Source organism: Emticicia fontis, assembly GCF_054779675.1.
The window spans coordinates 47,063-47,793 of the sequence record NZ_BAAGXU010000055.1 but is presented as its reverse complement, the minus strand read 5'-3'; the positions used below and the strand labels follow the sequence as shown (position 1 = coordinate 47,793).

Here is a 731-nt window from a genome sequence, read left to right as displayed (position 1 = left end):
CCGCAGTTACAGGTTTAGAAATCGTAACACAACCCTCTGCGCCAACTATCACAGCCCCTGTTACAAAAGTAGTGTGTTCACCAAGTACTTTGACTTTAACAGCCAGTGGTTGTGCAGGAACAGTGAACTGGTCAACAGGTTCATCAGGAACAAGTTTAGTTTTATCAAGTGTAGGCACTTATAGTATTACAGCCACTTGTATAGTGGGTAGTTGTACTTCCCCATCAAGTACCGCAGTTACAGGTTTGCAGATTGTAACACAACCCTCTGCGCCAACTATCACAGCCCCTGCTACAAAAGTAGTGTGTTCACCAAGTACTTTGACTTTAACAGCCAGCGGTTGTGCAGGAACAGTGAACTGGTCAACAGGTTCATCAGGAACAAGTTTAGTTTTATCAAGTGTAGGCACTTATAGTATTACAGCCACTTGTACCGTGGGTAGTTGTACTTCTCCAACAAATACCGCAGTTACAGGTTTAGAAATCGTAACACAACCCTCTGCGCCAACTATCACAGCCCCTGCTACAAAAGTAGTGTGTTCACCAAGTACTTTGACTTTAACAGCCAGCGGTTGCGCAGGAACAGTGAACTGGTCGAATGGTGGAAGCGGGACAAGTATCACACTCTCATCGGTGGGCACTTATAGTATTACAGCCACTTGTACCGTGGGTAGTTGTACCTCTCCAACAAGTACCGCAGTTACAGGTTTAGAAATCGTAACACAACCCTCC

The 731-nt window shown here is 45.3% G+C and carries 1 pseudogene; it reads left to right on the top strand.

Features of this window, described 5'->3' with window-relative positions:
* Nucleotides 1-731, top strand: a pseudogene (locus ACYVFA_RS23435) (hypothetical protein); the annotation flags it as partial.